The organism is Mycetohabitans sp. B2, assembly GCF_021733735.1.
Lineage (GTDB): Bacteria > Pseudomonadota > Gammaproteobacteria > Burkholderiales > Burkholderiaceae > Mycetohabitans > Mycetohabitans rhizoxinica.
On record NZ_JAHKSP010000068.1, the window covers coordinates 1 to 2,139 of the forward strand.

At 60.6% G+C, this 2,139-nt stretch carries 1 protein-coding gene; it reads left to right on the forward strand.

What is annotated here, in order from left to right; all coding sequences use genetic code 11:
* A partial coding sequence (locus KPG66_RS15330; protein WP_237071355.1) for an amino acid adenylation domain-containing protein occupies nucleotides 1-2,139 on the forward strand: 2,139 nt, incomplete at both ends.

Below are 2,139 nucleotides of genomic sequence, written 5' to 3' on the forward strand. Positions count from 1 at the left end.
GGAACGCGACGCAGCAAGACTATCCGTCACACCAATGTATTCACCAGCTATTTGAAGCGCAGGTGGAGCGCACGCCTGAAGCCACAGCACTGGTGTATGAAGACCAGACGCTCAGTTACGCGCAGCTCAATGCCCGGGCGAATCGTCTCGCGCATCAGTTGATCGAACTGGGTATTGTGCCCGATGCGCGCGTGGCGATCTGCGTGCAGCGCAGCCCAGCGATGGTGGTGGGGCCGCTGGCGATTCTGAAGGCGGGTGGTGCGTATGTACCACTCGATCCAGCGTATCCAGGCGCGCGGCTCGCGCATATTCTCGCCGATGCGGCGCCGGACATTGTGTTGGCCGATGCAGCGGGCAGGGCGGCGCTGGGTGAGGCGGCCTTGGCTCATCGCACGGTGCTCGATCCGAACAGGCTCCCGGCGCAGCGGGAGACGAATCCGTCGGTACCGGCACTCACGTCCCGACATCTGGCGTATGTGATCTATACGTCCGGTTCCACGGGTATGCCCAAGGGCGTGATGGTCGAGCATCGCTCCATTGCCCGACTGGTCATCAACAATGGTTATCTCGATGTTGGGGCTGCTGATCGTGTGGCGCTTGCAGCCAACCCAGCATTTGACGCGAGTACTTTTGAAATTTGGGCTCCGCTACTCAACGGTGCCACGGCTGTCGTTATCAGTCGCGACACGGTGCTCAATCCCGCTGCTTTTGCTCAAACCTTGCGGGAACAGCGCATTAGCATTTTGTGGCTCACCGTTGGGCTGTTTAATCAGTTGTTTATAGAACTAGGGCCGGTTTTTCCGCAACTCAAGGCGTTGATTGTAGGAGGGGATGCACTGGATGCCAGCGTGGTGGCGCAAGTGTTAAAGGGTACGCCACCTCAGCAACTGATTAACGGGTATGGCCCAACCGAAAGTACGACGTTTACAACGACGTATAGAATTAACGCTATTCGGGAAGACATCGTCAGCATTCCAATTGGCCAGCCGATCGCGAACACGCGCATTTACCTGCTCGATCGCTACGGTCAGCCGGTGCCGCTGGGCACGGTGGGGGAGCTGTATATTGGTGGCGCCGGGGTGGCACGCGGCTACCTGAATCGCCCCGAATTGACGGCCGAGCGTTTTGTGCACGATCCGTTCGCCTCTGAACCCGATGCGCGGATGTACAAGACAGGGGACCTGGCGCGGTATTTACCGGACGGTAACTTGGAATTCCTGGGCCGCAACGATCATCAAGTCAAGATCCGGGGTTTTCGCATTGAGCTCGGTGAGATCGAGGCGTGCTTGGCTCAGCATACGCTGGTGCGCGACGCGGTGGTATTGGCAACAGGCGAAGGCCAAGATAAACGGCTAGTCGCGTATGTGGTGGCCGATCCTGATGACGCGTTAGCGGGCACGTTGCGCACGCATGTGGCGGCCGCGTTGCCCGAGTACATGGTGCCCAGTGCATTTGTGCGACTCGATGCATTGCCGCTGACACCGAACGGCAAGCTGGACCGGCGAGCGTTGCCGGCACCCAGCGCTGACGCGTTTGCGCACCAGGCGTATGAAGCACCACAAGGCGAGCTCGAGACCACGCTGGCTCAGATTTGGTCCGAATTGCTCGGTATGGAGCCGGTCGGTCGGCACGACAATTTCTTCGCGCTCGGTGGCCATTCGTTGCTCGCGGTGCGCTTAATGAATCGGGTAGCTGCGCTGGGCATCGCATTGCCGCTAGCGACGTTGTTTGCTGCACCCACATTGGCCGGCTTGGCTGCGGTACTCGAGGCGCAACGCGCGTCAGACGGTGCGGCACTACCCGCGATCACGCCGGTCTCGCGTGACGGTGCACTGCCGCTGTCGTTCGCGCAGCAACGGCTATGGTTCTTTGCGCAGCTCGATGGGGGGAGCGATACGTATCATATGCCGATGGCATTGCGCCTGCGCGGTACATTGAACCCCATCGCGTGGCAACAAGCACTGGATGCGCTATGGGCGCGTCATGAAGCGCTGCGCTCGGTGTTCGTCAGCGTTGACGGTCAGCCGCAGGTGCAGCTGTTGCCTGCCGAGGCAGGGATGCCGATGACCTGGCATGACCTGCGCGGCGTGTCTGACGCGGCTACTCAGCTCGCCCAACTCAGCGCCGAGGCCGCCCAAG